Origin of the sequence: secondary endosymbiont of Heteropsylla cubana (assembly GCF_000287355.1) — a bacterium.
Classification (GTDB): domain Bacteria; phylum Pseudomonadota; class Gammaproteobacteria; order Enterobacterales; family Enterobacteriaceae.
This window is the reverse complement of record NC_018420.1, coordinates 1,075,806-1,088,514: the sequence shown is the minus strand read 5'-3', so window position 1 is coordinate 1,088,514 and position 12,709 is coordinate 1,075,806. Positions and strand designations below refer to the sequence as shown.

General features: G+C 29.1%; 5 protein-coding genes and 1 pseudogene. 3 read left to right on the top strand and 3 right to left on the bottom strand.

Annotation, left to right across the window (positions count from 1 at the left end):
* Positions 1-1,248: 1,248 nt before the first annotated feature.
* Together prmC and prfA are read right to left on the bottom strand one after the other, a co-directional pair.
* The gene (gene prmC, locus A35E_RS02880) at positions 1,249-2,091 is read right to left on the bottom strand and encodes a peptide chain release factor N(5)-glutamine methyltransferase (RefSeq protein ID WP_014889188.1); all 843 of its coding nucleotides are present in this window, start codon (positions 2,089-2,091) and stop codon (positions 1,249-1,251) included.
* On the bottom strand, positions 2,088-3,170 hold the full coding sequence (prfA, locus tag A35E_RS02875; RefSeq protein ID WP_014889187.1) for a peptide chain release factor 1: 1,083 nt from the start codon (positions 3,168-3,170) through the stop codon (positions 2,088-2,090). Before prfA ends, prmC begins: the two co-directional genes overlap by 4 nt.
* Before the next feature lie 2,903 nt (positions 3,171-6,073).
* Here prfA and gmk point away from each other — a divergent pair.
* Complete coding sequence (gene gmk / locus A35E_RS02870; RefSeq protein ID WP_014889186.1) at positions 6,074-6,697, top strand: guanylate kinase; 624 nt, start codon at positions 6,074-6,076, stop codon at positions 6,695-6,697.
* A gap of 45 nt (positions 6,698-6,742) precedes the next feature.
* A pseudogene (gene rpoZ / locus A35E_RS02865) lies at positions 6,743-6,943 on the top strand (DNA-directed RNA polymerase subunit omega); the annotation flags it as partial.
* Positions 6,944-7,512: 569 nt separating this feature from the next.
* On the opposite strand, the gene A35E_RS02860 reads toward rpoZ, so the two are convergent.
* Positions 7,513-9,447, bottom strand: a complete 1,935-nt coding sequence (locus A35E_RS02860; RefSeq protein ID WP_014889184.1) for an exoribonuclease II — start codon at positions 9,445-9,447, stop codon at positions 7,513-7,515.
* A 2,617-nt stretch (positions 9,448-12,064) separates the two neighbouring features.
* Between A35E_RS02860 and tmk the strand changes: the two genes are divergently transcribed.
* On the top strand, positions 12,065-12,706 hold the full coding sequence (gene tmk / locus A35E_RS02855; RefSeq protein WP_014889183.1) for a dTMP kinase: 642 nt from the start codon (positions 12,065-12,067) through the stop codon (positions 12,704-12,706).
* Positions 12,707-12,709: the final 3 nt, after the last annotated feature.

Genomic DNA, 12,709 nt, shown 5'->3' with positions numbered 1-12,709 from the left:
TTAGTCTAAAACTATGTATTCTTATCTTCAAGAATTAACTAATATAAGTTATATAGTAATTGATAATTTTTTTATAAAAAATTGTATCTAATATAATAAAGAAGAAATAGAGCATGCAAACATAAAAAGATAAACAAAATAGTCGACAACGTATGTGAGAAAAGTGGAATAATTTAGACAATTATAGCAAATTGTAGGTATGGTTTATGAAAAAAGTAAGCGTTGCTACAGTATGGTGGTGATTTAGATCATCAATAAATATCGCCAGGTGAGCAATATTATTAAATATATTCAGAGGATTAGAACAATCAGATTAGATTTATTATTAATATAAATAATATGAAGATATTATTTGCTTAAAGAACAACAAAAAATAATTTTTTATAAAAAATCTCTATTAACATCCCACTTGGGACCCCAATAGTAATTACTATTAGGATTGACTGGAAAAGTAGCGTCATATCTCTGATAAAGATAATTAGCTAACAGAACGCAGACTGTGTAAAAGACTTATAGGAAAGAACATAAGAGAAACGTTCTCAAAAAACCTTGCGGAAAATTAGTATAAAATTAGTTGTTATTTAAATGTTTTCTGAATTAACTTTAACTACTAAAAAAAATATTCGACAAGATAAATGACGATTAAAGTTTTACATCACAACCATCTATTTTGAAAATAGTTTCTACTCTTTTTGTCTTCATGTTAACAGTTATAGATAAACAATTTTTATGTGTATGATTAATTGGAAGAAAGTATTTCGTTTGCGATGGAAAAAAATCCAAAAAATTAACATTTTTTAAGATAAAGTTCTTATCTGGAACTGTAATAGTTATAGATTATTGAAATGATATCCATTGCTTATATATTATTAGATATGTATTAGGTTGAGAATTTTTTGGTGAATGTGTTATCCCCTTTAAGGAAAAAGAAAAACTGAGTAAATCGGTTGCCACCATAATCACTTAAGGAGCATAGGATATTTCGCATGAAACATGGTATTACTATATGATAGTTCTTGTAATCATTATTACTAAGAACAAGATTAATCTTAAAAGAAATAACGCATTTCCTCAATATCAATTAAGGAAGAAATTGTTACTTAGTTAGTTGAAGTGTCTGGAAGTTTGTACATATAATTTTACTAAATGAAGGGTTGACTAAAATTCTAATAGAATAGCATTCACTAGAATAGTGTGATCATGCTTTATAAGAAATTTCTTAAAAAGTTATTTGATGGTTTTTTTTAATTATCGTAACCATTGTCCTTGGCTTACACGATCATTATTAGAATAATCCTTTATTGTAGTTATTTTACTAAAACCGCCACTTCTAAGCAGGCTACGAACTATTTCTCCTTGACAGCAAGCGTGTTCTAATATTAACCAACCACCAGATTGTAAATGAGATCCTGCTTCATTACAGATGATTTTTAGATGTTTCAGTCCATCTTCTCCAGCTTCTAAGGCTTTTCGTGGCTCAAACCGTAGGTTTCCTTGTACAAGAATGGCGTCGTTAGATTTAATATAAGGTGGATTGCTCACAATAAGATCATAACGCTGATTTTTTAAAAATTGAAACCAGTTACCTTCATAGAATTTTACGTTATTCAGTTTTAGATGATCTGCATTAGCACGGGCAATCAAGATAGCACCTGGAATACAATCAATACCAATAATTTTCCATTCGGGTCGCTCTGAGGCTAAAGCCAGTGCAATTGCTCCACTTCCAGTACCTAAATCAAGCACTTTAAGTTCCATAAAAGGTAGCAAATTTAATGCACATTGAACTAGACATTCAGTGTCAGGACGGGGAATAAGAGTATCAGTTGATACCGTGAGGGGTAAAGACCAAAATTCACGTTTTTTTGTTATATATGCTATAGGCTCGCCGAGTTCTCGTCTTACTAACAAACTTTCAAGTTTACTTTTTTGTAGATCTGTTAATACAAATTCATCAAAAGTAATTAAATGACTACGTGATGCACCTGTTACATTTTCTAGTAGAATTTTGGCATCTAGTCTAGGACTAGAACTGAGAGATATGCGTAGACGCAACGTAGCTTCTTCCAACCATATTTTCCAAGTTGTCATTTTGTTTCAGATAGCAAAGTAAGTTGATTGGTGTGATATTCTTGCAAAATAGGTTTAATCAGCATGTCTAGTTTTCCTTCAATAAATTCATCTAATCTATGTATTGTTAACCCTATACGATGATCGGTTATGCGTCCTTGAGGAAAGTTATAAGTACGAATACGATCACAGCGATCTCCACTACCTAAAAGATTACGGCGTGTAGAAGATTCTTGTTGTTGTCGTCGTTGAATTTCATTAGCTTGTAATCTAGCACTTAATACTCCTAAAGCCTTAGCTTTATTTTTATGTTGGGATCGTTCATCCTGACATTCTACTACTAGTCCGGTAGGGAGGTGAGTAATGCGTATAGCTGAATCAGTAGTATTGACATGTTGACCTCCCGCTCCGGAAGAACGGAAGGTATCAATTCGTAGATCGTTTGTGTGGATTTTTGGTAAATCTGCTTCTGGAATTTCTGGCATCACTGCGATTGTACAGGAGGAGGTATGAACTCGGCCTTGAGATTCGGTATTTGGAACACGTTGAACACGATGACCACCAGATTCAAATTTTAATAATCCATAAGCGCCAGAATGAGATATCTTAGCTATTACTTCTTTAAAGCCGCCGTGTTCACCATCATTGGCATTGATTATATCTATCTTCCATCCTTGCTTTTCTGCATAACGATTATACATGCGAAATAATAGCCCTGCAAATAAAGCTGCTTCATTTCCACCAGTGCCGGCGCGGATTTCTAGAAAACATCCCCGTTCATCATTAGGATCTCGTGATAGTAATAACATCTGCAATTCTTTTTCAAGTTCTTGTTGATTATTTTTTAATTTCAGAATTTCTTCTTGAGCTATGTCGCGCATTTCTAGATCGTGAAGTAAGTCTGTAATAATATTGATATCTGTTTTAAGTTGTTTCCACTTTTGAAAGCATTGAGTGATCGCTAAGAGTTGTGTGTGTTCTTTTGAGAGAGAGCAGAAACGAACTTGATCGGACACGATACTTAGTTCATTAAGCAGAACCTCTATTTCTTCACGGCGTTCCTGTAATGTCGTTAATTTTTTTATTATTGAGGAATGCATGTGTGCTAGTCTCCCTATAGTATCTATCAATAAATATTTAATATAATTAAGAACATATGATATATCATAGAAAGAACCTTTAATATTACTGATTACTTTGGAGCAGATTGAAACATAATTCTAAGTAAGCAGTTTATTTAGTAAAAGTATGAAGATATGGTTTCATCGGTGTCTACATATACAGGACAGGTAGCATATTCAAAAATATTAACCAGTTTTTTTTATAATTAAACGATTATTTAGCTTGTATACCATTTTATGCTACCTTTTTTATCTTTATCATCGTAGATGAAGTTCGTTTAAGGTGCGAGATTAACATTTTTAAGTTATTAAATTTTATGAGATACCTTAATATATTTTTATAGATAATGTTTAGCTAATTTATTTAATTTATGAGATTTATAATTCAAATTATAAAGATAGTTCATAGGGTAGTATAGTATTAATGTATTTTTTTTCAGTTAAGTGAGTTTTATAATGCTTTAGAAGCGATCTGTCGTATCAATAGATATATAGCCTAGCCAGGTTAAGATGTTTTTTAATTTTATTTATTAAGTAAAATATATAGTTGAAGATAACAATTGTAGCTTGGAAATTTTTCCGGCACTATAATTTTATTAATTTTTTCAAAGATTTTAGTAGAATGAATGAAAAATGCTATTACTATTAATTTAAAATATCATCAATAATAATAAAATTAATTTATGGAGATGCAGAGATAATACGATAATTAAGATCTCTGTTTTTTAATTTTATTTAAAAATGTAAGTAATCTTTGAATTTTAAAGGAAAGGAAGATAGCCTAGGCTGTAAATAAAATTAATATCTCATTTTATGCGGATTGGTTTTTTTTTATTTATATCTTATGATCTTATGATGTTACAAATTCTTTATTTAAGTTTTATCTTCTATGTAGCTTTATAGTTGCTTTAGCGATACCTTATTCTTTTTTTTGTAAGGATTAAATAAAATTTTTTAGTTCTTTGATATTTATAATATTTTAAAAGATTTTATCTTGTCATATGCTAAAAACATTAAATTATTTAGAAAGTAATATCTGTACTTGGGTATTTTTTTACAATAGTTTCGAATTAGATGGTAGTTGTTGTGCTAATTAGTAATAATTAAAGAGATGGTTTAATTAACATACCTTGATCATAATAATAAAAATCTATATTATGTATTAAAATATTAATATATTAAATATAGATAAATATTATCTACGATGATGATTGTAGATCAACAAATTTTTTAGCGATTATTTTAAAAGATTTAAAGGGGGCGTTAACTTTATAAAAATAGTTTTTTTATTTTGTAATAATGCGCCGCCCAAGACAGCGATACTATCGCTATATGGAAGTTACAGAGCAATAGAGATTTATAAAAATTATTATTTTAATACATTTTCACATATAATAAAGATTATAAAAAAACGCTTGTTTAATAAATAAAAGTTATTGGGGTGTTAATAGCAGTTTTCTATAAAAAATTTAGGTATTAGATTTATAATCTAAAGATTATTTGGAAATCTTAAATATTGTTTCATATTTCATAAATTTTAACAGTTTGATAATTATATTACTTTCATAACGTTAGACACTAACGTCTTCTTTTCGAAAAGGTATCATGATTTAATCATTATTGAGTAAGGTATTTAAGTAGTTTCGTTTATTTTTATAAAAAAATTCTCATATAATATTAAGTTAAAATAGATTCTACTTAACAAAAAAAATCAATTCAATTATAAATTTTAACATAAAATATTATTTTTTTCACAGAAAATTTCCAAATTAAATAGTTCTACTGTGATGATATAATTTAAGGATTAATAACTAGCACTTCTATGATAATTAAAATATATTTCATTGATTTTTTTCGGACTGTCGACTATTAATTTAAAGTAATTTTTAAACCGAAAAATCAATGAAAATATCAACTTTATTATAGACTTAAGAATATAATTTGAATCGACTAAGATAGCTATTTTAAAGTAGAAATATAGTTTTTATTATTTAATAAATAACAAAATCGAAATATTTAGATAATATATAATTAAAAATGCAATAACATATTCTATAAAAAAGAAATCTCTACCATGTAGTAGTATATAAAATTGCAGAAAATGTTAACACATAGATATATGAGATTTTGATCGATTTTTAAATGATAGAAGTTATGTTATAACTCTATTTGTTTTAAAGAATGCAAATTAACAAACACTTAGTAGAAAGCATTGAATAAAATGAACGACAATTCTCTTATATCAAACAAGCATTAATAAATAAAAAGAAAAGCTGCCTATTTGTTTTAATAATTTTTAAAAAAAACAAATGAATATTGATTAAAGTCATATTTGCATAACGTGGAATTTATAATAAAAATTATTTCCTTGCTAGAGAGATTAATATCTAGAGAAAAGTCAGATTTTTTTTCTAAGAAACACTCAGTAAAAATAGTAGCTAAAATAGCTATAATCTCGATTATTATTCCCTATTATGAGAGATAAAATATTGTTTTAAAAAACTGTTTTTAAAAAAGTACATAAGGTTAATCTATTAAATAAATGAATGTGTTTTTAAGGAATTTTGATGAATGTTTAGATTGTATAAAAATGTGCTCGTTTACAAAATATGGAGAGAAGCGGGATAAAAGCTTTTTAAGAAAAACCATTTTTTGACCAATTCTTTCATAAAAATTAAGATATGAGTATATTTAAGGGTTAGAAAGATTTATGTACGACTATTGTGATTTTTTTTTGTATGTAGATCTATATAAAATACATAGCATAACAAATTCCATGGCCATAGTGAATGCTATAAAGATCGTAATACCGAAAATATTTTATCGTTTTAGAGACAAAAATAAGGTCTATATTGCAAATTTTTAGTGTGTCGAGGTGCAGGGTGGTTGAAAGTACGCTCTATATCGTTTCTTCGCCAAGTGGTACAGGAAAATCAAGTCTAATCCAGTCGTTATTGAAAACGCAAAAACGTTATAATATTCAACTATCAATTTCTCATACAACTCGGGCCATGCGTCCTGGAGAAGTTGAGGGTCAGCATTACTTTTTCGTGCCTATGGAAAAATTTAAGCGTATGATTGCTAAGGACGAATTTCTTGAGCACGCTTACGTGTTTGATAATTACTATGGTACTTCTCGTGAAGCTATCTACCAAGTTTTAATTACGGGAGTTGACGTTTTTCTTGATATTGATTGGCAAGGTGCAAAACAGATCCGAAACAAAATCCCAAATATTTGCAGTATTTTTATTCTTCCGCCTTCTAAAGAAGAATTAGATCGTCGGTTACGTGAGAGAGGTCAAGATAGTGAAGAAGTAATTAATCGGCGTATGGCTCAGGCAGTAGAAGAAATGACTCATTTTTCAGATTATGATTATTTAGTCGTTAACGATGATTTTAATGTAGCATTAAACAATTTAAAAACTATCATTTTAGCTGAACGATTACGACTTGGACCTCAGAAACTTCGGCATAAGGTGTTAATAAACAAGTTGTTGTCGTATTAATATAATGGTGTTATTGAAAATCTTTTTATGAGAGGTAGAGTAGACATGGCACGAATAACTGTACAAGATGCTGTTGAGAAAATAGGAAACCGTTTTGATTTGGTACTAGTTGCAGCACGACGCGCACGTCAAATTCAAGTTTTTGGTAAAGATCCGTTAGTTTTAGAAGAAAACGATAAGCATACTGTTATCGCGTTGCGTGAAATTGAAGAAGGGCTAATTAACCGAAATATTATGGACGTACGGTTAGAAACTAGAGTTAAATGAGGTTGAAAGTTAAAAGTATAAGAACCAAAAACCAAGATAATATGAATTATATTTACTTATTTTTTTAGTCTATAGAGACTTTGTAGTATATGGTTACTGTGTGTTTTAATGAAATTATTCTGATTTATTGTTTTTAATATTAATCTGACATTTATTAGTAATTAAGTTAAATGATGTTTTAAAAGAAAAACTATCAAATATGTATCTATAATGAATGTTGTATATTAATAATTAATAATTGTTTTATAAAATTCCACTTTATAAGTTTAATTAAATATAGAACATTAAACATAATAACATTATAGTTTAGCTTAATTAAAACATTTAACCCTATTCGAATTAAGGGGAAAAATTTTATAAACTAAGAAGTTTACTAAAATAATTTAATTTATGCGAAATGATATATATAGTATTATTTACTATAAAATATGACTTATATAGGTGTTTCGGATTCTAAAATAAATTAATAAACAAATTTTCAGAAGCACCAAATTGTTTTTAGACATTTAAAAAAAAGCTTTCAATAAGATGACATATCCTAAAAATATTTAAACGGGTTTCCCGAGTATTAGACGGTGTTCTAGCCGAACTTCAGTAAGTGTTATATTAAGAAAATCGCCTTGCCGATAACGTGGTTGACCTTGTATTAGTATGATACCGTGTTCTTGATTACATATAATTTCATCACGTATATTATGAATAAACGAAATGGGAATAAAAACTAATGCACCGTTATCGGTTAAACGTACTCGCATTCCACCGCGAGAAATGTCGATGATTTCGGATAAAAAGCAATTTTTGTTGCCAACCTTTGATTGTAAAAAACGAGCATACAGCCAATCAGCAAGATCTCGTTCAGCCATGCGGTTTTGTCGGCGCCGTTCAATGAGACGTTGCCTGATTTTTTCGTTTGGTCGCTCGGCTGTTCCGACTTTAATAAGCGCCTTAAGTAGTCTATGATTAATCATATCTCCATATTTACGAATTGGTGAGGTCCAAGTAGCATAAGCATCTACTCCGAGACCAAAATGGGGACCGGGTGTGATACTAAGATCGGCAAATGTCTGGAATCGACGTATACGTTTCTCTAGATAATGATTTTTTTTGCTTTTTAATTCTCTTCGCAATGCACAAAAACCTTTCAAGGTTAAGAGGTCAGTAGAATTCACATTAATTTGATGACTTTTTAGAAGTGCAACTACTTGATCTATCAGGAGCGGATTGAAGCCATTATGTACATTATATAATCCATATCCAAGATTATCGCGAAGAACGCGGGCAGCGCAGATATTAGCAGCTATCATCGCTTCTTCAATCATGTGGTGAGCCACTCGACGTCGTTCAATAATAATATCGTTTACATTGCCTTTCTTATCCAACACAAAACGATAATCAGGGCGATCATTAAAAATAAGCGAGTGATCTTTTCGCCAGGCATTTCGAACTAGAAAAACATCATGTAATAATCGAATTTGATTACCAATAATTTCGTTTTCTGGTTGCCAAGAACCAAGGTTTTCTATCCAGTCAGATACATTGTTATAAATTTGTTTCCCTTTCGATGTAATCCAAGCGGTAAAAAAACGTGCATCTTTATCTAGACTTCCGTCAGAATGCACTGTCATTTGACATCCGAGTGCGGGGCGACGTTCGTGAGCTCGCAGAGAACATAAATTAGTAGATAAAGCATGAGGTAGCATAGGGATATTTAATCCAGGTAAATAATTGGTAAAAGCGCGTTCGCGCGCAATATAGTCTAAAGGACTATTTACCGTCACCCAAGCAGTTGGATCAGCTATAGCGATTGTCATAATCCACCCACCATTCATCGTTGGTACTAAATGGATAGCATCGTCCATATCTTCTGTATTTTGGTTATCAATGGTGATAAAATCATATGACGTAAGATCTTCGCGTTCTGTTTCACCGTTTTGAAAGACAAGATTTTCTGGCATGGTTGGAGGAGTAGTTGCAAGATTATATCGAGTGAGTGTTACCCACCAGGGGGCGAACTGATCGTCGGCCCGAGTGAGTAGAGAGGTGATTTCAGCATAAAAATGTTGATCGCCTCTTAGTGGATATCGACGCATTTCTGCAACTACCCAATCTCCGGGTTGCAAGTTTTTATTAATCTCTGGCTGAAAATAGGTGGGGATGATTTCTTTTATAAAAGGATAATCAGGTATGACAGCAAGACGTTTATCTTTAATTTGGATTCGACCTATAAATCGTGTTAGAAATGGTTCAATAAGTTCTTCAGGTTCGGCAACTTCACGTTCTTTGTCTATGTGTAGAATAGCTAAGACCTTGTCTCCATGCATGACTTTTTTCATAAAAAGCGGTGGAATAAAATAGCTTTTTTTTGCATCGACTTCAAGGAAGCCAAATCCTTTTTCATTGCTTTTAACCACTCCTTTAACTCGTGGCATTTGAAAATGAAGTTGCTGTTTTAGCTGTGCAAGCAGCGGATTGTCTTGAAACATAATGTCCGGAAAAGTAGATTGTAAGGAGCTGAACGCCAAGAATGTAGCTTTACCCGATTTGGTTTAGGTCAGCAAGATTATCGATACATAAGAATAAAAACTACCTAAGTTTATTTAAAAATAAATTTAAGTAGAAAGAATTTAGAGGTGAATTATTCATTTACTATTGGGAGTGCATCGCGATTGGATTTAGTAACATATAAGGTTGTTGTATTAAAAGTTTTAGTGATTTTAAATTACTAAACAATATTTATTGTGATAAAAGTTAGATGTTATTTACTTTTCTCAAGGTGTTGCTTTATTTATTGTTAAATGTGACGTTGATTGATTATACTATATTTTTAAATATTCTGGTTGAATATTTTATATTACTTTATCTTTTCCATTAAAAGTTTTTAATTTTATATTTTATTTAGATAAAACAAAATTTTTATAAAAAATTATTTTACCTGATATATAGGCTCTTTGCAAGAGTATGGTGTTTATTAAAGGTTAATCTACTTTTCATCATAGTGTTTTATCGCAAAGAGAAATTTAATTTACTTATTGTGCATCTAAGAGTTATAAAAAATTTTTATATATAAATGAGATTTTATATGATGATTAATAATGATACCATCATGTAAAAGTTGAAAAACTCATAAAAAAACAAATATTAAATTAACTTATGTAATTTAATTTTAAAGTAATTAAAATATATTTAATATAATATCATAGTGATATATAAATATATTAGCATAGTAATTTTGCTTACATAAATACTGTTTTATTTATTGATATACTCTTACTTTTTATCTAAATCGTTGATTTATTGATTATTTTGACAAAAAAATTAGAGTTTAAGATTAATTTTATTAAGCAAATGATTTATTAGATTTTTTTGTTTTTATAAGGAGTTTATATTCTAAATTAAAAGTTATTTAACTTATTTAATTTAGAATTTGTTGTGGTCTAAGTTGATCTTATTTAAAAAAAATTATATTTATTATAATAATTAATATTAACATTAAACAAGAAAACGGTAGCTCTCCTCACTGAAACTTTATGCAGCTAATTATATTCCTCAGATCCCATCATTGCCTATGTCTAGTATACCTCACGTCGTATTTTTTTAGAAATAGTTTTTAGTATCATGGGATATAAGTAAAACTGTGTTAATGGTAGAAAATTAAGTATATCGACTTACAAATTCGATGGTTAATTATTCTAAAGAATATATTAATAGCTCTAGAGGAAGTTAATAGCAATTACAGCCTACTTATTGAAGACAATAATGGTATTATTAATAATACTATAGATTAATAGAGTTATAGCAATTTTCAATTTCTTAATTATGCAATATGGTAGTATTTTTTCTATCTTGTTGTAGTGGATAATTAAGTACATGATATATATAAAAGACTAAATGTTTTTGTAAGTGATCGTTTTACTGTTCTAAACTAGATCTATAGAAATCATTAAATATTTAAGTTAAAAGCATCTATTATATTATGCTAATTGTAAAACAACCAATATTAGCTCTGTAATGAATATTAGTACCTGTTGAGGAGTTTGTATAGTTTAGTTGCGATGTTGTATTAAAAGTTAACTTCTAACCCTGATTATTGATTATCATCTTGTATATAGATTAGAGATGAATAGCTCTTATGATCAAGAACGTCGTTAATAATAACCCTAAAATATTATAGATAATAATATTTATAAAGTATATAATTTTTAAAATATTAATGAATTTGAGAATAAGTATTCTATTTTAAAGAAAATTTAAATCTTACTGTTGTTGATTGATAAGTGATTTGAATAGGGTTCATTTAAACTGAAAATTTATTCATGGTCGCCGTATATTTTATATTTAAAAAAAATAAAGAAGCACGATTTTTTTGTAAAAAAATATAAAATAAAATACTTATATCTTATAAATAGAACATTCTTTAAAAGAGGTAAAGTTTAGTATAATTTATATACTGTACATTAAACATATAATTTACTGGAATATTTTAATCAATTTATTGTACAGTAGTTTTTAACCTCTCAGATTCTAGTTACTCTAATGAATAAGATTTTTCAATAAATACAAATGTATACTATTGTTTAATTTTAATTCTGTTAATTGAAATTTTTATAAATATTCTTTATAAACAGATAATATTTTTATTGTATTTTTTTTAAAATAAAGAGGGGTGAAGATTCTAAGAAAAAGTTTGGATGATTTAGATAAAATACTGTTTTTATTGTATATCCTCTCGAAAGAGAGGTCTAAGTTTTGAACTATAAAAACATATAAATAATATAAAAAGCAATAAAATAATTTAACATGATAATATTAAAAACTTTAGAATCCTCTAACGATTAATAATAAATTTGATATTTCTGAGAAATAGTATTATTTTCATATATTTAAAATTTAACTAAAAAAATTCTACTTTATATATATCCTCAGTGGTGATTCATATAAAACATAAGATTCGCTCAAGTGTAGTTTGATAGAATTCATGTTCTAGGATTAAGAAATTCTGCTTTTATTGCTAATGTATATTGAACTTATACTTTCTTACCTTGTCGACTATCTAGAATTACCTAATTTTACGAATTTATTTAAATATTCACAGGATAAAGAATGAATGGTAAATTTATCGCTATTGAAGGCTTGGAGGGGGCCGGTAAAACTAATGCAATTAAACAAGTTGGTAAAATTTTGCAGGAGCAAGGTGTACACAAGATTGTTTTTACTCGAGAACCGGGTGGAACTCCGTTGGCAGAAGCGTTGCGGACATTAGTAAAATATGGGATAGACGATGAGGTTATAACACACGAAGCAGAATTGTTGATGCTTTATGCCGCACGGGTTCAGGTTTTAGAAAACGTAATTAAGCCTGCAGTAACTCAAGGTGCTTGGGTGGTGACTGATCGATACGATCTTTCTTCTCAAGCGTATCAAGGTGGAGGGCGAGGTATCGATTCGGGTTTACTAAACACTCTTCGTGATACTATACTTGGAAATTTTTATCCTGACTTAACATTATATATGGATGTAGCACCATCAATCGGATTAAAGCGCGTTCGTTCGCGTACTTCCGGAGAATTAGATCGTATTGAGGTAGAACCATTAGCGTTTTTTGAACGAATTCGATCTCGTTATCAAATTTTAGCAGAAAAAGACGACCGCATCATAACTCTTGATGCTAGTCAAGAGCTTTCTGAGGTAACTTCTGCACTTCGTGTACAATTAATAAAATGGTTAAAAAACAAAGGTTATTAGAAT

Bases quoted from the DNA above. Each gene is read 5' to 3' on its own strand.
- prmC (WP_014889188.1), bottom strand. From the start codon at position 2,091: ATGACAACTTGGAAAATATGGTTGGAAGAAGCTACGTTGCGTCTACGC.
- A35E_RS02860 (WP_014889184.1), bottom strand. From the start codon at position 9,447: ATGTTTCAAGACAATCCGCTGCTTGCACAGCTAAAACAGCAACTTCAT.
- prfA (WP_014889187.1), bottom strand. From the start codon at position 3,170: ATGCATTCCTCAATAATAAAAAAATTAACGACATTACAGGAACGCCGT.
- tmk (WP_014889183.1), top strand. From the start codon at position 12,065: ATGAATGGTAAATTTATCGCTATTGAAGGCTTGGAGGGGGCCGGTAAA.